17 protein-coding genes are annotated in these 17,393 nt (G+C 35.8%); 10 read left to right on the forward strand and 7 right to left on the reverse strand.

Going from position 1 to position 17,393, the window contains the following annotated elements:
- Positions 1–55: 55 nt before the first annotated feature.
- The 4 genes from P164_RS12375 to P164_RS12390 form a co-directional block, all read right to left on the reverse strand.
- Positions 56–2,422, reverse strand: a complete 2,367-nt coding sequence (locus P164_RS12375; protein WP_028376652.1) for a sodium-translocating pyrophosphatase — start codon at positions 2,420–2,422, stop codon at positions 56–58.
- Positions 2,423–2,569: 147 nt separating this feature from the next.
- Entirely contained in the window at positions 2,570–3,097 is a 528-nt protein-coding gene (locus tag P164_RS12380) for an inorganic diphosphatase (RefSeq protein ID WP_028376653.1), read from the reverse strand.
- 166 nt (positions 3,098–3,263) lie between these two features.
- Positions 3,264–5,756, reverse strand: a complete 2,493-nt coding sequence (locus tag P164_RS12385; RefSeq protein ID WP_028376654.1) for a DUF5686 family protein — start codon at positions 5,754–5,756, stop codon at positions 3,264–3,266.
- 179 nt (positions 5,757–5,935) lie between these two features.
- Positions 5,936–6,913, reverse strand: a complete 978-nt coding sequence (locus P164_RS12390; protein ID WP_028376655.1) for a pyruvate dehydrogenase complex E1 component subunit beta — start codon at positions 6,911–6,913, stop codon at positions 5,936–5,938.
- A 197-nt stretch (positions 6,914–7,110) separates the two neighbouring features.
- Between P164_RS12390 and P164_RS12395 the strand changes: the two genes are divergently transcribed.
- The 4 genes from P164_RS12395 to P164_RS12410 all read left to right on the forward strand — a co-directional run bounded on the left by P164_RS12395 (position 7,111) and on the right by P164_RS12410 (position 11,002).
- On the forward strand, positions 7,111–7,857 hold the full coding sequence (locus P164_RS12395; RefSeq protein WP_028376656.1) for an electron transfer flavoprotein subunit beta/FixA family protein: 747 nt from the start codon (positions 7,111–7,113) through the stop codon (positions 7,855–7,857).
- A 61-nt stretch (positions 7,858–7,918) separates the two neighbouring features.
- Positions 7,919–8,887 carry an electron transfer flavoprotein subunit alpha/FixB family protein gene (locus P164_RS12400; RefSeq protein WP_028376657.1) on the forward strand — a complete coding sequence of 323 codons (969 nt, stop codon included), beginning with the start codon at positions 7,919–7,921 and terminating at the stop codon, positions 8,885–8,887.
- An 84-nt stretch (positions 8,888–8,971) separates the two neighbouring features.
- On the forward strand, positions 8,972–9,580 hold the full coding sequence (locus P164_RS12405; protein WP_028376658.1) for a bifunctional nuclease family protein: 609 nt from the start codon (positions 8,972–8,974) through the stop codon (positions 9,578–9,580).
- Between the two features lie 6 nt (positions 9,581–9,586).
- Positions 9,587–11,002 carry a NupC/NupG family nucleoside CNT transporter gene (locus tag P164_RS12410; RefSeq protein WP_028376659.1) on the forward strand — a complete coding sequence of 472 codons (1,416 nt, stop codon included), beginning with the start codon at positions 9,587–9,589 and terminating at the stop codon, positions 11,000–11,002.
- On the opposite strand, the gene P164_RS12415 is transcribed toward P164_RS12410, so the two are convergent.
- A complete protein-coding gene (locus P164_RS12415; protein WP_028376660.1) occupies positions 11,003–11,371 on the reverse strand; it encodes a hypothetical protein in 369 nt (122 codons plus the stop codon).
- Between the two features lie 126 nt (positions 11,372–11,497).
- Here P164_RS12415 and P164_RS12420 point away from each other — a divergent pair, with 126 nt between their 5' ends.
- The 5 genes from P164_RS12420 (at position 11,498) to P164_RS12440 (ending at position 15,323) form a co-directional block, all read left to right on the forward strand.
- Entirely contained in the window at positions 11,498–12,349 is an 852-nt protein-coding gene (locus P164_RS12420) for a thymidylate synthase (protein WP_028376661.1), read from the forward strand.
- A 15-nt stretch (positions 12,350–12,364) separates the two neighbouring features.
- A complete protein-coding gene (locus P164_RS12425) occupies positions 12,365–12,778 on the forward strand; it encodes an energy transducer TonB (protein WP_028376662.1) in 414 nt (137 codons plus the stop codon).
- Between the two features lie 82 nt (positions 12,779–12,860).
- On the forward strand, positions 12,861–14,024 hold the full coding sequence (egtB, locus tag P164_RS12430; protein WP_028376663.1) for an ergothioneine biosynthesis protein EgtB: 1,164 nt from the start codon (positions 12,861–12,863) through the stop codon (positions 14,022–14,024).
- Between the two features lie 11 nt (positions 14,025–14,035).
- A complete protein-coding gene (gene egtD, locus P164_RS12435) occupies positions 14,036–15,010 on the forward strand; it encodes an L-histidine N(alpha)-methyltransferase (protein WP_028376664.1) in 975 nt (324 codons plus the stop codon).
- A gap of 31 nt (positions 15,011–15,041) precedes the next feature.
- The gene (locus tag P164_RS12440) at positions 15,042–15,323 is read left to right on the forward strand and encodes a DUF427 domain-containing protein (protein WP_028376665.1); all 282 of its coding nucleotides are present in this window, start codon (positions 15,042–15,044) and stop codon (positions 15,321–15,323) included.
- A gap of 25 nt (positions 15,324–15,348) precedes the next feature.
- Here P164_RS12440 and P164_RS12445 read toward each other — a convergent pair whose 3' ends face one another.
- Entirely contained in the window at positions 15,349–15,639 is a 291-nt protein-coding gene (locus tag P164_RS12445) for an isoamylase early set domain-containing protein (protein WP_028376666.1), read from the reverse strand.
- A 197-nt stretch (positions 15,640–15,836) separates the two neighbouring features.
- Positions 15,837–16,907 (reverse strand): aminotransferase class V-fold PLP-dependent enzyme, encoded by a 1,071-nt coding sequence (locus P164_RS12450; protein ID WP_028376667.1) that lies wholly within the window; start codon positions 16,905–16,907, stop codon positions 15,837–15,839.
- 58 nt (positions 16,908–16,965) lie between these two features.
- Between P164_RS12450 and P164_RS12455 the strand changes: the two genes are divergently transcribed.
- Positions 16,966–17,391, forward strand: a complete 426-nt coding sequence (locus P164_RS12455; protein WP_028376668.1) for a 2TM domain-containing protein — start codon at positions 16,966–16,968, stop codon at positions 17,389–17,391.
- The last annotated feature ends 2 nt before the right edge of the window (positions 17,392–17,393 follow it).

The following is a 17,393-nucleotide window of genomic DNA, read 5'->3' on the forward strand; positions in this document are numbered from 1 at the left end:
TAATGGTAAAATTGTCTTAAGGATTCGTTATAATTAAGTATAAATTTTGTGCAGCCTATTGCGTTTTTGAAACTTTAGATTCGGATTTCTTTTTGTAGACAGCTAGTTGTTCTTCTACCTCTGCTTCACTACCTTGAATACGCTTTTCGGTTAATTTCACTTCTCCATTTTCTGTTGAGGTTTCTGTGATAACAGCGCTTACTAATTGGTTACCTACATTTTCAACCTTAACTTCTATCTGTATGTTATTTGCATTTGCTACTGCATCTTCAGAATGATTACCTAAAATAGGAGCAATTACCAGACCCACCAGACAGGTTAATTTAATTAAGATATTCATCGAAGGGCCAGATGTATCCTTAAAAGGATCTCCTACAGTATCACCAGTAACTGCTGCTTTATGAGCATCACTACCTTTATAAGTCATTTTACCGTCTATCTCTACACCTGCTTCAAACGACTTCTTGGCGTTATCCCAGGCACCACCCGCATTGTTTTGAAAAATAGCCCACATTACACCAGATACACACACACCTGCCATATAACCTCCTAAGGGTTCAGCTCCAAAAATTAATCCCATTAAAACAGGAGTAATTATAGTAATTAAACCGGGAAGAATCATTTCGCGTAGCGCTGCTTTGGTAGAAATCTCGACGCATTTGCCATATTCTGGCTTTCCTGTACCCTCTAGAATACCTGGTATTTCTCTAAACTGACGTCGTACTTCCTGTACCATTTCCATCGCTGCTTTACCTACAGATTGCATCGCTAAGGCTGAAAACACTACCGGAATCATACCACCTACAAACAGTGCTGCAAGAACATCTGCTTTAAATATATTTATTCCATCAATACCTGTAAAAGTTACATATGCTGCAAACAATGCAAGAGCTGTAAGTGCTGCAGAAGCAATGGCAAAACCTTTACCTACTGCCGCAGTAGTGTTACCTACAGAGTCTAAAATATCGGTACGCTCGCGCACGTGATCTTCAAGATCACTCATCTCTGCCACACCACCTGCATTGTCTGCTATAGGACCAAATGCATCTATCGCCAGTTGCATTGCAGTAGTCGCCATCATTGCAGAAGCTGCCAAAGCAACCCCATAAAAACCGGCCAACTCATAAGAGCCATAAATAGCTGCTGCAAAAAGCAATACCGAAAGAAATGTAGATTTCATACCCACCGCCAGACCAGCGATGATATTAGTCGCCGCACCGGTTGAAGAATTTTTAACAATATTCATAACAGGTCCTTTGCCTAAACTCGTATAATGTGCTGTTACTACAGATATTAATGCTCCAACAGCCAGACCTATACAAGCAGACCAAAAGACATTTAATGACGGAATATCTTTATAGCCTTCGCCAAAAAAGTGCATAGACATAGATTGGGGTAGCATCCAATCTATGAGAAAATAACTCGCGACAAGAGTTAAAAGAATTGCAACCCAATTACCCGTATCTAATGCTCGTTGAACCTGCGATTCTTTAGCTTCATTATTTTTAATACTTACCAAGAATGTACCTAATATTGACGCTAAAATACCAACTCCCGCAATTACAATAGGAAGCAAGATAGGTCCCATATTATTAAAAGCGTCAACAAATTGAGATCCCTGAGACATATCCTGCACGAGATAATTTCCTAATACCATAGCCGCCAACACAGTTGCCACATAGCTACCAAAAAGATCTGCTCCCATACCGGCAACATCTCCTACATTATCACCTACATTATCTGCAATTGTCGCAGGGTTACGCGGATCATCTTCCGGAATACCGGCTTCAACCTTACCCACAAGATCTGCTCCTACATCTGCAGCCTTTGTATAAATACCACCACCTACACGCGCAAATAATGCAATAGATTCTGCTCCTAATGAAAATCCGGCTAAGGTTTCAAGAACCACTGTCATCTCCTTATAAAAATTACCGCCTTCAGTGAGAAAACTTCCCATTAAGAATAAGAAAATTAAACTCAAACCTAAAACAGCTAATCCTGCAACACCAAGCCCCATAACCGTACCGCCGCCAAAACTTACTTTCAACGCCTGTGGTAAACTTGTTTTTGCAGCTTCTGCAGTACGCGCATTGGCATCAGTAGCGATACGCATTCCTATGTTTCCGGCAAGTGCCGAAAAAAATGCTCCCATTATAAATGCAGGTACAATCATCCAACTAGTGGTATCTACGATGTACGAAATACCGAATAATAATGCTGAGGCAATAACGACAAATAGGAGCAAAAGTCTATATTCTGCTGCTAGAAAGGCAAGAGCTCCCTCTTTAATACTTTTAGAGATATTTTGCATTTTCTCACTACCTGCAGGTTGTTTTTTAACCCAGGCCATTTTAATAAACATAAAAAGCAGTCCTAAAATTGCCAATACAATTGGCACGTAGATAATGTTTGATTCCATAAATAAGCTTTTGATTTATAAATAATGTAATGCTAATGTAGCAAAATTGAGATTAATATAAATAATTTCAATATTTACCGAGAATATACAATAAAAAAAGACCGCTTATTAGCGGTCTTTCAATTTACTTAGGATATCGTTGCGATATTAATCTATGCTTACTTCTTCTTTAGGAACATCACTGTCTGCGAAGCGCTGAATACATTGTACAATTATTTCTTTAGCTTCATTTACATCTCCAAAACCGCCAACATCAACTTTTTTCTTTTCTAAGTCTTTGTAAACCTGAAAGAAATGTTCGATTTCTTTTATAAGGTGAGGGTTTAATTCACTCAAATCTGTAGTGCTGCTAGCGATAGGATCACTCACAGGAACACAAATAATTTTTTCATCAGGACCTTTTTCATCGGTCATATGGAAAACACCAATTGGCTTAACTTCCATAACGCAACCCGGAAAAGTAGGCTCTGTAACTAACACTAAAACATCTAAAGGATCTCCATCTAAAGCTAAAGTTTCAGGAATGAAACCATAATCTGCAGGGTACATCATAGATGAAAAAATCATACGGTCGTAACGTATTTTTTTCAGCTTAAAATCATATTCATACTTATTACGACTACCCTTTGGAATTTCGATAAGAACGTCAAATGTTGAAATTTGCTCTGTTGTCATGCTATTATATATTTTTTCTATTGTTTTATTACCTGAAATAGGCTGCAAAAATAGACCAAATAAGAAGTTAGGACAAACAATTCTTATAAAAGTAGCACCTTAATTCGTAACAAACAGATTTTTACTTAAAACTAATATGCTCTAAATCATATCGTTTATGTAAACCCTAGAATGAGAACTCTAATGCCCCGGTAACGCCAAATTTTCGGGCATCAGGAACATCAAGATAATTTCCTCTAAAGTTAAAATCTATACGCAGAATTTTTAAAATATTACCTACTCCAACGCTGTATTCGTAATACGGCTTGCTGTCTGGCGCTATATATTGAATATTGGATGCATTTATACGTTGATTTTCATCTGAAATTTGCCCCCAAGCACCTCTAAAACCTATAATTTCCCGAAGATTTAATTTTTTAAGGAAGGGTATTTTACCAAAAATACGTCCTCCAAAATTATGCTCAAGGTGCAATGTTGCATACGTATCTGTAACAAACTCATAATAATTTAACTGCGGAAAAGTACCGTATATCGAAAACAAATTCTGGTTACCGGGAATAATACTAAGTAAGCTTAATGGCACCTCGCCAAAAGTAGTCCCTGCTTCAATGGTAGAGCTAAAAGTACCTAAACCACCCATACGCCAGGGTTGTCTGTAAGAAAACTGAAGCTTTTCATAATCAAAATCACTATCAAAAAGACCTTCTACACCTTTAGTGTATCCTAAAAATAGGGTAGGAAACCATTCATTACTTGTTGTGCGCTCTACTCCATACCCCGAAGTACGTTTTCCGGGTTCAAATATGGCACTAACCACAAATTCGGTTTGTTTAACTTCAGACTCTACAGCCGTTTGCGAGAAATCTGTATAATAATCCAGATTAAAAGTGGGCGATGCAGATTTTAAAGTTCTATAAGAGATGTCAGACCTAATAATTAAATTCTTTAAAAACTCTGCTTCAATTGCAAAATTCGCCAGTTTAATGCTGGTTAATTGATCATTGTTACCTACAGTTACTAATGAAGATGAGGCCAAATTTCTACCTAACACATCTGTAGAAGTTGTAAGACTTGCTGCAATTTGCTCTACATCCTGTCTATACCCTCCAGAAACAATTAATCGTGCTTTACTGTCTAATAAAACCTTACCCGATATCCCGAATTTAAACTTATCATCTTTAAAGCCATAGGCCCCAAAACCTTCTAAACGCCAGGGATCATTCTGGTCAAAATAAGTACGTGCTCCTAAACGCAGTCGTAATCCTTCTACATCATTAAAACCAAATGCCGAAAACACCGGACCAATATCTAGATTTGCTTGATCCCACTCATAATAACCACTTACTAAAACAGCACCGGCATCATACAATCGCTGAAATTTAGGCACTTTTTTTAGGGAGTCTAACATTACATACACTCCTTTCTCATCTTTACTTAAAGGCTCTAGACGCTTTTCTTCCCAAAATTCATCAGTTTTTGTATATACATTTTCATCGTATTTAGTAACGCGCTCTTCATAAATTTTCTCATCTAATTTCTTATCAAAAACATAATCATCATAAAGTGTTGTGCGTTTTCCATAGATGCCACGGCTCCCTTCTTTTTTCCGAAGTGAAAAATCTGAAAGAAAATAATCACGTGTAATTAAGAATACCGAGTCATTAAGTACATCATACTCCTGCTCTATATAAATCTCCTTAACCCAATTAATATTGGCACTTTTATTAACCTGAAGGTTGATTTCTTTAATAGCCCAGGTGGTATCATTCACCCAAAAATCACCCTTAAAAGTAAGCTCGTTAGAACGTCTTGGATAATAAATAATGTTATAACACCATTTATCTTTAATAAATGTACTGTCTGCAAGTACATAATTATAGGTGTCAATACCGGTAGTTGATAAGGGGCTTACAAAACTCTTATCGAAGAATTTTAAATAATTATCATATATATTAAAGTCATTATAAAGCTCCTGAATAAATGCAATTAAGGTTTGATTTGTACTAAAACCACTGTTACGATTACCTTCTAACTCCTCTTTTTCTTTACCCAACTCGTTATCACCAAAAACTTTACTACTGCGCTCATTAATGAAAATAGGTAAATATGTTTTTCCGGTTATTCTTGAAGTGTCCATCTGGTCAAAAATAAACTCCATCTTATTAAAGATTTTACTGTTTATTAAAGCACTATCAATGGTATTTAAGTCAAATTCTACCTTCTCATATTTATCAAACTGGTATTGCTTAAATTGACTTAAACCATTAGAGCGTTTGTTTTCCCAAATTTTACGTAAAATATCTATAGCTGGATTGTTTTTTTTAGGTTGTTTGCCGGTATATATAACCACCTCGCTCAGACTCTCTGTCTCTTCTTCTAGCGTTATTTTAAGATCATAGTTAACTTTTTGAGGTAGTTCAACCGCTTTAGATTGAAAACCTACAAAAGAAACTTTTAAACCGGTGTATGTTGCGTCAGATTGTAAGTAAAATCTACCGTCTTCATTTGTAATGGTACCTTCTGTAGAACCTGCAAAAACCACATTTGCAAAAGGTATAGGGTTACCCGCATCGTCATAAACCATCCCTCCGGCTTTTGTTTGACTGTATGTCAATACAGGAATAAGGGCTAAGATTAATAAGACTATAATTCTCTTCATAAATACTATAAGTAGGTCTCTTTGGGGAGCGTCTAACGTTGTTGATACAGCGTTAATTAGTTATACATATACGGTGATTCTTCCGCATAAGTTCTGTTGGTCGTAAAACACAACTTTTATTAACAAAAAAAGCTTCATTAATCGTAGATTAATGAAGCTTCAAAGATAGTCGTAACCAATTACCTGTACAGTACTTTTTTAACAGCTTTAACAACATCATTGCTGTTAGGAATCCATTCCTTTAAAAGTCCGGGAGAGTAAGGTGCAGGAGTATCTGCAGTATTTATTTTTACAATAGGAGCATCTAAATAATCAAATGCCTGCTCTTGTACTTGATAAGTAATTTCTGTAGAAACGTTTCCAAAAGGCCAGGCTTCTTCAAGAATCACTAATCTGTTTGTTTTTTTCACAGATTCAAGAACTGTGTTTATGTCTAATGGTCTTACCGTACGTAAATCTATAATCTCACAAGAAATACCTTCTTTTTCTAATTCGTCTGCAGCGGTATAAGCTTCTTTAATAATTTTACCAAAAGAAACAATGGTAACATCTGTACCTGCTCTCTTAATATCGGCTACCCCAATTGGGATTAAGTAATCTCCTTCTGGCACTTCACCCTTATCACCATACATCTGCTCACTTTCCATAAAAATAACCGGATCGTCATCACGTATAGCAGCTTTTAGGAGACCTTTTGCATCTGCAGGGTTAGAGGGTACAATTACTTTTAAACCGGGAGTATTTGCAAACCAACTTTCAAATGCTTGTGAGTGTGTTGCTCCTAATTGACCCGCTGAAGCCGTAGGACCTCTAAAAACGATAGGGCAGTTAAATTGACCACCAGACATCTGGCGTATTTTTGCTGCGTTATTAATAATCTGGTCAATACCTACTAATGAGAAGTTAAACGTCATATATTCTACTATAGGACGATTCCCGTTCATCGCACTACCTATGGCAATCCCGGCAAAACCAAGCTCAGAAATTGGAGTGTCAATAACACGCTCTGGACCAAACTCGTCTAGCATACCTTTTGAAGCTTTATAAGCCCCATTGTATTCTGCTACTTCTTCACCCATAAGGTAAATCGTGTCGTCCCGACGCATTTCTTCACTCATAGCCTCACAAATGGCTTCCCTAAATTGTATTGTTTTCATATATTAAAGTGGATGTAGTAATACAGTTAAATCAAGTAAAAATCCCCAAATTTGTAGGGGTAGCAAAAATAGCAATTAAATCAACCTAAAAGAATTGGATTTAACTAAAATTTGTTATGCGCGCATAGTAAATTTCAAATATTAATGCTTAATTTCGTAGCGCAAACGAAATAGTTACTCTTAAAAGAAAATTATATATGAAAATATTAGTGTGCATCAGCCACGTACCTGATACGACTTCAAAAATCAACTTTACTGAAAACGACACAAAATTTGACACTAACGGTGTTCAGTTTGTAATAAATCCTAACGATGAGTTTGGTTTAACACGAGCGATGTGGTTTAAAGAAAAGCAAAATGCAACTGTAGATATTGTAAATGTAGGAGGTGCAGAAACTGAGCCTACATTACGTAAGGCGCTTGCAATAGGTGCAGATTCTGCTATACGTATTAACACCGAAGCTCTTGATGGTTTTCAGGTAGCAAAAGAATTGAGTGTAATTGCTAAAGAAGGTAATTACGATTTAATAATCGCCGGTCGTGAATCTATAGATTATAATGGTGGTATGGTTCCGGGAATGCTTGCGAGCTTAATTGGGGCAAGTTTTATTAATACATGTATAAGTCTTGAGGTTGATGGAGATTCTGCGACAGCAATACGTGAAATAGATGGTGGTAAAGAAACAGTTACTGCAAAGTTACCCTTAGTAATAGGTGGTCAAAAAGGACTTGTTGAAGAAAGTGATCTACGCATTCCTAATATGCGCGGTATTATGATGGCTCGTAAAAAACCATTAGATGTTAAAGAACCACAGGGCGCTTCAACTGAAACTAAAGCGGTTTCGTTTGAAAAACCAGCTCCTAAAGGTGCTGTAAAATTAATTTCTCCAGACAATTTAGATGAGCTTATAGATTTACTTCACAATGAAGCTAAAGCCATTTAATAGTATTCAAAGAATTAAAAACCATTTTTCCGCTTGCGGAAACTTAAAATTTTAAAGAAATATGTCAGTTTTAGTATATACAGAATCAGAAGAAGGAAAATTTAAGAAAACCTCTTACGAGGTTGTAAGTTATGCAAGAGGCATAGCAGATATGATGAATACAACGGTGACTGCGCTGGCTATCAATGCAGAGAATACCTCTGAGCTAGGACTTTATGGTGCTGATAAAGTCTTACATATAAAGAATGATAAATTAAATTCATTTACTGCCAATGCATATGCAAGTGCAATAACTCAGGCAGTATCTCAAGAAGGTGCAAAAGTTATTGTTGTTAGCAGCAGTGCAAATGCTAAATATCTTGCGCCAATTCTTGCGATAGATCTTAATGCCGGGTATGCCTCTAATGTGGTTGCATTACCAGAGAGCCAATCACCTTTTACAGTAAAGCGCACCGCTTTTACAAATAAAGCTTTTAACCATACCGAAATCACTACCGAAATTAAAATCGTAGGTCTTTCAAAAAATAGCTACGGTTTAAAAGAGTCTCAAAAAGAAGCTGCAGAAGAATCTTTTGATCCACAACTTGACGATTCTCAATTTAATGTTGAAGTAAAGTCTGTAGATAAGGCAAAAGACAAAGTAACTATTGCAGACGCAGAAGTTGTTGTAAGTGGTGGTCGCGGATTGAAAGGACCAGAAAACTGGGGAATGATTGAAGAAATGGCAGATATTTTAGGTGCTGCAACTGCATGCTCTAAACCAGTATCTGATATGGGTTGGAGGCCACACGGTGAGCACGTAGGGCAAACCGGTAAACCTGTAGCCTCTAATTTATATATTGCCATTGGTATTTCTGGAGCGATACAACACCTTGCAGGAATTAATTCTTCTAAGGTAAAAGTTGTTATCAATTCTGACCCGGAAGCTCCATTTTTTAAGGCCGCAGACTATGGGATTGTAGGTGATGCGTTTGACATTGTACCACGTCTTAATGAAAAATTAAAAGAGTTTAAAGCTAATAACTCTTAATTTAGTATTTTCGGCTACTCAAAGGGCTGTTTAAATTTGGATACTTGTCCTCTTTTAAACAGCCTTTTTATATTTTTGCAACTTATGAGTTTAGTGCGTTTGAATATTAAGGGAATATCGTATAGCCAGACACAGAATGGCGCATACGCTTTAATTCTAAGTGAAGTTGACGGTGACCGTAAACTACCCATAGTTATAGGTGCTTTTGAAGCACAATCAATTGCAATCGCACTTGAGAAAGAAATTATGCCGCCAAGGCCACTTACCCACGATTTATTTAAGAACTTCGCAGATCGTTTTGAAATAAATGTAAAGCAGGTAATTATACACAAATTAGTAGATGGTGTCTTCTATAGCAGTATTATCTGTGAGCGCGATACAATAGAAGAAATTATTGATGCCAGAACAAGCGATGCAATATCTTTAGCATTACGCTTTAACGCACCCATATTTACCTATAAAAATATACTTGATAAAGCAGGTATATTCCTCAAAGGTTCAGAATCAGATCAGGAAGGATATGAAAATGATATTCTGGTAGATCAACTTGTTGTAGAAGATGAATCTATAGAAAGTAATGATTACAAAAAAATGTCACTTAGTGATCTTAATACAGCTCTTGATGAAGCAGTAGCTTCAGAAGATTATGAAGCTGCAGCTAAAATACGTGACGAGATTTCTAAACGCAATTAACTATAGATGCGAAAATTACTTTCTTACCTTATCCTATCTTTTATAACTATTTCAGGCACAATTGCCCAAACCGTAGAAGAAATATTACCTGTAGCAGAAGCAAAAAAATTAATTCCTAATGCAGGATTTTCATTTGATAGTCTTTGGCGCGGAGTTTTGGGTATGTTTTGCCTCTTACTTATTTCCTATCTTCTAAGTGCAAACCGAAAAGCTATAAACTGGAAAACTATAGGAGTGGGATTAGCAGCCCAACTTCTATTGGCCTACGGAGTACTTAAGGTTACTTTTGTTCAAAATCTATTTGAATTTGTAGGGAAAATTTTTGTCAAAATTCTGGAGTTTACCGCTGCTGGTAGTGAATTCCTGTTAGGAGGTATGATGGACACCGCAAGCTATGGCTTCATTTTCATTTTTCAGGTACTACCCACAATCATTTTCTTCTCGGCGCTTACCTCTGTTTTATTTTATTTAGGGATCATTCAAATTGTTGTAAAAGGAATGGCGTGGGTTCTTACCAAACTCATGAATATTTCGGGTGCTGAAAGCTTATCTGTTGCCGGAAACATATTTTTAGGACAAACTGAAGCTCCTTTAATGATCAAAGCGTACTTAGAGCGCATGACGCGTTCTGAAATATTATTGGTTATGATAGGCGGTATGGCCACTGTTGCCGGAGGAGTATTAGCTGCTTACATAGGATTTTTAGGTGGCGATGACCCTGCTGCTCGTCTCGAGTTTGCACGTCATTTACTAGCTGCCTCCGTTATGGCTGCACCTGGCGCAATTGTAGTTTCAAAACTATTATATCCCCAACAGCAGGAGATTGACGCCAGAGTAGAAGTTTCTTCAGATAAAATAGGTTCTAATATCTTAGATGCTATCGCCACAGGAACAACTGAAGGTTTAAAGCTTGCAGCCAATGTAGGCGCTATGCTGCTCGTATTTGTTGCGTTTATAGCAATGATAAACTACGGCTTTAATAAAATAGGAGAATTTACCACACTTAACAGCATTTTAGCCGCTAACACACCCTATGAGAGCTTTTCTATTGAAGCAATTCTAGGAACTGTTTTTGCTCCTTTAATGTGGCTTATAGGTGTGGCAAAAGAAGATGTAATGCTTATGGGACAGCTGCTGGGCATTAAGCTTGCTGCAAGTGAGTTTGTAGGCTACATACAACTCGCAGATTTAAAAAACCCAATAAACGATATTAGTTTTACCTATCAAAAATCTGTAATTATGGCAACGTATATGCTTTGCGGTTTTGCAAACTTTGCTTCTATAGGAATACAGATAGGAGGTATAGGGTCACTGGCACCGGGACAACGTAAAACACTTTCAGAATTTGGACTTAAAGCTGTTATAGGCGGTACTATAGCATCATTATTATCTGCTACACTAGCAGGTATGCTTATAGGATAATTAGAAAGTAAGAGCCCACTCTCTTGCAGCTTCGTAGGTTTCAAAGTAGGCGAAAGAACCCTCAAACAAACTCTGTTCTTTTATCAGAATCTTTCTACGTTCTTCTGCATCTGGAGATACTATCGCAAGACCTTCAACTTTTGAAAGGTTTAGTATTTTAAGAATTTCAGGATCAAGATTTGTTTCTAAACCGCGTTGAGAGATAATTACAAATTTTTGACCACCATAATATGCTGCCATATCTTTTAACAAAAGTTGTGCCTGTTCTACAAGCACTTCTTTCAAATCACTATTGAATTCAATCCGAACATACGTATCAAAGTATGTTGCTTTAGCAAAAGAGTATTGCCTTATATTATCAATAATCATATATGTGAATAATTAATTCGTCACAAAAATACTTATTTAAAGTTAATAAGTATTTAGAAAATTTTAACTTATTAACATTTTTCTCGCATCGGGTTCTTTTATTTTTGAACCGAAAAAAACATTCCAATGAAACAGTATCACGAATTAGCAAAACATATATTAGAAAATGGAATTCAAAAAGGCGATCGCACTGGTACCGGTACGTTAAGCGTTTTTGGATATCAAATGCGTTTTGATTTAAGTGAAGGTTTCCCAATGGTTACCACAAAAAAATTACATCTTAAATCAATCATTTATGAATTGCTTTGGTTTTTAAAAGGGGAAACTAATATTGCTTACCTTCAAGAAAACGGTGTTCGTATATGGAATGAATGGGCAGATGAAAACGGAGATTTAGGCCCTGTTTATGGTCACCAATGGCGCAACTGGGCAAGCGAAGAAATAGACCAAATCAAAGAGGTTATTGAAACCCTCAAAACAAACCCAAATAGCAGACGTATGCTTGTAAGCGCCTGGAATCCCAGTGTATTACCAGACACCTCAAAGTCATTTGCCGAAAATGTAGCAAATGGTAAAGCAGCGCTTCCGCCTTGTCATGCTTTCTTTCAGTTTTATGTTGCTCCTGCAGATCTTAATAGCGAAGACAAAAGACCTAGACTTTCCTGCCAACTTTATCAGCGTAGCGCAGATGTTTTTTTAGGGGTTCCGTTTAATATAGCTTCTTACGCCCTGTTCACAATGATGATTGCACAAGTTTGTGATTATGCTCCCGGAGATTTTGTACACACTTTTGGCGATGCACATATTTATAATAATCATATCGAGCAATTAAACTTGCAATTGAGCCGAGAAATACGCATCTTACCGACAATGAAAATCAATCCTGAAGTCAAAAATATATTTGACTTCAAATTTGAAGATTTTACATTAGAGAATTATAATCCGCATCCTCATATTAAAGGAGCGGTAGCTATTTAACCCCAACTTTAATTTATGAGAACTCTATTTTTAATTGCATTTCTAACAGTTAGCAGTTTAAGCTTTGCTCAGGAAGGCGTGACTGTATCTGGCAACGCAATATCTATAACCGAAATTCCTCCTATTTGGCCCGGCTGTACAGGTAATGCAGCAGAAACAAAAGCCTGCTTTAAAAAAGAATTAGTTAAACACGTAGTAAGTAATTTTAGATTTCCGAAAGGTTATAAAAAGGGCACTGTAAAAGAAAAAGTGGTCGTTGATTTTGTAATTAATGAAGAGGGTAAACCTCAAATTCTAGGTGTAAAAGGAGGAACTAAAGTGTTACAGGAAGAAGCTAAGCGCAATATCCTGGCAATACCACAAATGACACCAGGAAAAGCAGGTGGAAGTCCAAGAGCCATTAAATATACCATGCCTTTTACGTTTTAACGCCCTGTTAACGCACGTGTAAAAAAGGTCAAGGCAATAATTGTGTAACTTTGGGAATAACCTAAAGTTATATACTATTGCTATGATTACCAGTTCTATCTCGCTATTAGATTTTTTACTTGAAACACGGGAGCATACAGAAACTATTTGCAAGCATTTGCAAATAGAAGATTATGTAGTTCAGCCTATTGAAGATGTTTCTCCTCCTAAATGGCATTTAGGACATACTACATGGTTTTTTGAAGACTTTATTCTAAAAAAATACAAACTAAATTATCAGGTTTACGATAATCATTTTGCGTATGTTTTTAATAGTTATTACGAAAGCATGGGGGCTAGAGTTGTTCGCACAGATCGTGGTAATCTCTCAAGACCTACTGTAGATCAAGTTTATTCTTACCGAAAGCACGTAACTAATGCCCTTAAAGAACTACTCGAAGAAAACCCTTCAGAAGAAGTCGAAAGTCTCATTGAGATAGGTATTCATCACGAAAAGCAGCATCAAGAATTATTACTCACAGATATTAAATACATATTAGGCAATAACCCCTTACTACCAACATATTCTGTTGATTTTAATGAATTTAAACTGAATCCTAAGCCTGCAGAATGGTTATCTGTAGAAGAAGGTATTCATAGCATTGGTTATAAAGGTTCTGGCTTTTGTTATGATAATGAACTAGGATTACATAAAGTCTATCTCAATTCTTTTCAGATAAGCAGTCGTTTAGTAACTAATGCCGAATATCTAGAGTTTATTGAAGATTCAGGCTATAAACAAACCTTATTGTGGCATAGTGAAGGTTGGTCTTGGGTTACAGAAAATAATATTACCGCGCCATTATACTGGCATAAACAGGTTGACGGCTGGGAATATTATGGATTAAACGGTCTACAAAAATTAAATCTTGAGGCTCCTGTAACTCATATTTCATATTTTGAAGCATACGCATACGCACAATGGAGGGGCCTACGACTTCCTACCGAATTTGAATGGGAAGTTGCACAATCACAGTTTGACTGGGGAGAACGCTGGGAATGGACAGAAAGCGCATATTTACCTTATCCTAATTATACAAAAGCTCCAGGAGCACTTGGGGAATATAATGGTAAGTTTATGGTTAGTCAAAAAACCCTTCGTGGCGGCTCTGTTGCAACTTCAAATAATCATACCAGATCTACTTATCGCAATTTTTTTCACCCTCAACTTAGGTGGCAGTTTACCGGCTTACGCCTTGCCCGCTAATTTTATTATCAATGAAGACAAATCAAAATACAACATTTAAAAATACTTTTGAAGAAGAGGTATATGAGGGTTTAACAGCATTTCCTAAATACTTATCTTCTAAGTGGTTTTATGATATGAAAGGAGATAAGCTATTTCAGAAAATAATGGCACTTCCTGAGTATTATCTAACCGAATGCGAACGATCTATAATAGAGGAAAATAAAGCAGATATAGCACAACTTTTTTCAGACAACACAGGCTTTGATCTTGTTGAGTTAGGTGCAGGTGATGGCAAGAAAACTAAAATACTACTGCAAGAATTGGTGAATTCTAAACTAAATTTTACCTACAGACCTATAGACATAAGTCAGAATGTACTTGATGAATTAGAAGAAGACGTTCTTAAAAGATGGCCTAAGCTAGATATTAAAACAGAACAAGGAACTTATTTTAATATTCTAAATAAACTGAGCAAGCAGCAAAAAGACCGCAAAATGGTAATTGTTGTTTTAGGCTCAAATATCGGTAATCTTTCTCATCAATATGCCGTGGAGTTTTTGACAACTATACGTAAATCAATGCAACCCGATGATCTTTTATTTATGGGATTTGATCAAAAAAAGAATCCCGAAGTTATTCTTAAAGCCTATAATGATTCTCAAGGGGTAACAGAAAGCTTCAATAAAAATTTACTAACTCGCATTAATAAGGAAATGGATGCAAATTTTGAAATAGATAATTTTAAACATTGGCCTGTTTACGATCCGGAAAGCGGCACTACAAAAAGTTTCTTAGTAAGCACAAAAGACCAAACAGTTACAATTCAAAAATTAAATCTAGACATTCATTTTTCTGCCTGGGAAAGTATTCACACCGAAATTTCTCAAAAATATGACGATGATATCGTAAACTGGTTAGCTCAAGAAGCTGGTTTAAGTGTTGAAAAACAATATACAGATCATCAAAATTACTTTACAGATTATATATTTAGAATAAAAAATTAGAGCATTTTTTAAATAGTAAACACATAAATAAATGAAAGCAATATGGAAAGATGCAGTGATTGCAGAAAGTAATGAGACTATTGTAGTAGAGGGCAATCACTATTTCCCGCTAAAGGATGTAAATAAATTGTTTTTGTCTAAAACAGATACTCACACTACCTGCCCGTGGAAAGGCGAAGCACACTACTACTCTATTACCGTAGCTGGCGAGACACTAAAAGACGCGGGCTGGTATTACCCAGAGCCAAAAGATAAAGCAAAAAACATTGCTAATTATGTAGCTTTTTGGAAAGGTGTTAGTGTTAATTCATAACTAACACTAGCACCCTTTTCTATATTTATAATGCTAAAATACTGTTGTCTGCACCCGCAAAATCATTCCATTTTGTACCATCTGCTTCAGGTTCTGTCATCCAGTTTTGATCAACTGCATATTTAAACTCATAAGAAGCATCAACAGGTATATTTAAAGAACCTTTAAAAGATCCGTTCTTTAATTTTTTTAATTCGGCTTTTTCCCAGTTATTAAAATCTCCCGCTACAGCAACCGCATCAGCATCAACATTCTCAACCACAAATGTTACTTTACACTCTGGTTTTGACTTTAAGAATTGTTTTGTAATTGGCATAACTATTAGTTTTAAGTTTTTCCAAATTTATAAACGAAAATCGATAGTAAGCAAGAAATCAGATTTTTAGCGTTATTTTTCCGAATAATAAATTTTATCAAAGTATTGAGAATTAAATATTTAATACGAAAACGTTATATCAAATTAATTCACTACTATTTTAAGTGTTTCGCCAAGAAAATTAACTCCATTAAATGCTAAATTAACTTTAAAAGCTTCAATAAATCCTCTTCCGAATTAAAATAATGGAAACTTACGCGTATACCTTCTCCACGTTGAGAACATATAATCTGATTATTATTTAATTTTTCAAATAATTTTTGATCTCCCCTTATATTAAAAATTGATGAATGCTGCTTCCGCTTTAATACAACAGAATCTAGCAAACCTTTTTCAGCAAATTGCTCAAAGGCTTTTGTTTTTAATATATCTATTTGAGTCGTTATCTGATGCTGTCCTACCCGCTTAATAAGACCTATAGCAGCCTGTAAACTCCCTTGTGCCAAGGTGTCTAAATGACCCGGTTCTAATTTTCCTATAAATGTATTTTGCGCCTCTTTATATTTACCTCTAATACTATTAAAGCCAGTTGTTTTTAATTTAATTTGCAAAGCAGTTTCTTGCTTAATTAGAAAGAAGCCATTGCCGTAACCGGCATTTAACCATTTATAGGCGCTTGCTCCTAATATATCTATGCCACTATTCTCAAAATCAAAACTCTCAATCCCACAATATTGCGTACCATCTGCGATTATAAGAAGCTTAGGAAATTTAGATTTTAAGGCTTTCAAAAACTCTAAATCTATACGGATACCACTGATATATTGTACTAAACTTAAACACAAAACATCAGGATGCTCTTTCTCGATAGCCTGTTGTATATTGTCTTCTAGATGTTCGTTAATTGAAGCATAACACACATTAAAATTGCGCGATAAAACAGGCCAGTTTATAGATGGGTAGTCTTCTTCTAGAAGTAGAATTTTATGAGTGGCAGGTATACCTTCAAGTACAGCATTAAATCCTATTGAAAAATTAGGAACTAAAGCTACATAAGAAGCGTTACAGTTGAAAAAAGCACCTACATCTTTGCGCACTTTATCTAAAAAACTATCCTGGTCATTTTTAAGCAAACTCCCCATTACCAGATAATCAAGATCGTGATTTTGTCTAAAATCAAGCAAGGTTTCAGAGAGTAAACCAGAGCCGGCAGTATTTAAATGCGTATAATTTGCCGTGACCGGGAATTCTTTTTTTAAGTTTTTCATAAGTGAGAACTGCGATTAAATCTTGTAAATTTGAACAACAAACAATTTACCTCATCTTATGTTCTCAAAAAAGCAGGAAACCACAAAAATAGATCGTGACCAACGTGAACTCATAGAGTATGCACAATTACGCATCAAAGAAAAGAAAAATCTTTTTAGACATTTTGTGATATTTCTTGCAGGTGCCGTATTGCTTATTATTTTGAATTTAATTTTAGATTTTGGTGCAGATTTTAGACCATTTGACGTAGATTGGTTTGTATGGGCTACGTTGATATGGTTCTTTCTTTTTTTAATTCATTTTCTAAATGTTTTTCTTTTTAGAACGTTTATGAATAAAAAATGGGAGAATGAACAACTTGATAAACTAGTTGCTAAACAAAAAGATAAAATTGAAAAGCTTCAAACTCAGGTAGAAAAAGAGTATCCTGTGATTGAGAACGATGCTAAAATAATACGCCCTAATACCCCATTAAATCCCTAATA

This window comes from Leeuwenhoekiella sp. MAR_2009_132, from assembly GCF_000687915.1.
Lineage (GTDB): Bacteria > Bacteroidota > Bacteroidia > Flavobacteriales > Flavobacteriaceae > Leeuwenhoekiella.

Excerpts from the sequence above, each read along its gene's own strand:
- P164_RS12455 (WP_028376668.1), top strand. The coding sequence starts at position 16,966 with ATGTTCTCAAAAAAGCAGGAAACCACAAAAATAGATCGTGACCAACGT.
- P164_RS12405 (WP_028376658.1), top strand. The coding sequence starts at position 8,972 with ATGAGTTTAGTGCGTTTGAATATTAAGGGAATATCGTATAGCCAGACA.
- P164_RS12445 (WP_028376666.1), bottom strand. The coding sequence starts at position 15,639 with ATGCCAATTACAAAACAATTCTTAAAGTCAAAACCAGAGTGTAAAGTA.
- P164_RS12390 (WP_028376655.1), bottom strand. The coding sequence starts at position 6,913 with ATGAAAACAATACAATTTAGGGAAGCCATTTGTGAGGCTATGAGTGAA.
- P164_RS12385 (WP_028376654.1), bottom strand. The coding sequence starts at position 5,756 with ATGAAGAGAATTATAGTCTTATTAATCTTAGCCCTTATTCCTGTATTG.
- P164_RS12375 (WP_028376652.1), bottom strand. The coding sequence starts at position 2,422 with ATGGAATCAAACATTATCTACGTGCCAATTGTATTGGCAATTTTAGGA.
- P164_RS12420 (WP_028376661.1), top strand. The coding sequence starts at position 11,498 with ATGAAACAGTATCACGAATTAGCAAAACATATATTAGAAAATGGAATT.
- P164_RS12440 (WP_028376665.1), top strand. The coding sequence starts at position 15,042 with ATGAAAGCAATATGGAAAGATGCAGTGATTGCAGAAAGTAATGAGACT.
- P164_RS12380 (WP_028376653.1), bottom strand. The coding sequence starts at position 3,097 with ATGACAACAGAGCAAATTTCAACATTTGACGTTCTTATCGAAATTCCA.
- P164_RS12425 (WP_028376662.1), top strand. The coding sequence starts at position 12,365 with ATGAGAACTCTATTTTTAATTGCATTTCTAACAGTTAGCAGTTTAAGC.
- P164_RS12410 (WP_028376659.1), top strand. The coding sequence starts at position 9,587 with ATGCGAAAATTACTTTCTTACCTTATCCTATCTTTTATAACTATTTCA.
- egtB (WP_028376663.1), top strand. The coding sequence starts at position 12,861 with ATGATTACCAGTTCTATCTCGCTATTAGATTTTTTACTTGAAACACGG.
- egtD (WP_028376664.1), top strand. The coding sequence starts at position 14,036 with ATGAAGACAAATCAAAATACAACATTTAAAAATACTTTTGAAGAAGAG.
- P164_RS12395 (WP_028376656.1), top strand. The coding sequence starts at position 7,111 with ATGAAAATATTAGTGTGCATCAGCCACGTACCTGATACGACTTCAAAA.
- P164_RS12450 (WP_028376667.1), bottom strand. The coding sequence starts at position 16,907 with ATGAAAAACTTAAAAAAAGAATTCCCGGTCACGGCAAATTATACGCAT.
- P164_RS12415 (WP_028376660.1), bottom strand. The coding sequence starts at position 11,371 with ATGATTATTGATAATATAAGGCAATACTCTTTTGCTAAAGCAACATAC.
- P164_RS12400 (WP_028376657.1), top strand. The coding sequence starts at position 7,919 with ATGTCAGTTTTAGTATATACAGAATCAGAAGAAGGAAAATTTAAGAAA.